General features: G+C 60.5%; 1 protein-coding gene. It reads right to left on the bottom strand.

Annotated features, from left to right (window positions below; genetic code table 11):
• Nucleotides 1-131: 131 nt before the first annotated feature.
• Nucleotides 132-521, bottom strand: a complete 390-nt coding sequence (locus tag CG50_RS16005) for a type II toxin-antitoxin system HicB family antitoxin (protein WP_036640665.1) — start codon at nucleotides 519-521, stop codon at nucleotides 132-134.

The raw sequence follows: 521 nt of genomic DNA, 5'->3' as shown, positions 1-521 counted from the left end.
GATCCACCAAATGCCGGGACTGAACACCTAGTCTCTTTCTTCATGTCTTAGATATTGCCTCTCTTCGCCCTGAGCGGCCAGCTGGCTGAAGCCATCCCCAGACCTCACCCCAGACCTCACCTTGTCACCAATCAGGCCGTCGCCCCTACGATCTCACGGCGCGCAGCCGATGCAAGGAACGATGAGCGGGTCATCTTGCGGGCTTTGGCGGTTTCGTCGATTGCACGCAGAAGGCCGCGTTCCAAGGTGATATTCACGCGCTCGGTCGCGGTGTCCGCTGGGATATACGGTACTGGCATGAGTACGGCACCGGCGGCGAGTTCTTCGGCTACATCCGCGCGCTTGCGGATTGCATCGAGCGAAGCCGGGGAAACGTCTGGTTGGTCCTCGAACCAGAGGTCAAGGGCCTCTGCCGCAGCCTTGGGGATATCTTCCCAGGTATCAGCCGCGGCAAACGCACCGGGAAGGTCGGGGAAGGTCAGGCCATAGGCGTGGCCTTCGTCATGGTTCACGATAGCGAT

It is taken from the genome of Paenirhodobacter enshiensis (genome assembly GCF_000740785.1).
Lineage (GTDB): Bacteria > Pseudomonadota > Alphaproteobacteria > Rhodobacterales > Rhodobacteraceae > Rhodobacter > Rhodobacter enshiensis.
The sequence above is the reverse complement of the archived record's forward strand: the minus strand, read 5'-3'. Positions and strand labels throughout refer to the sequence as shown.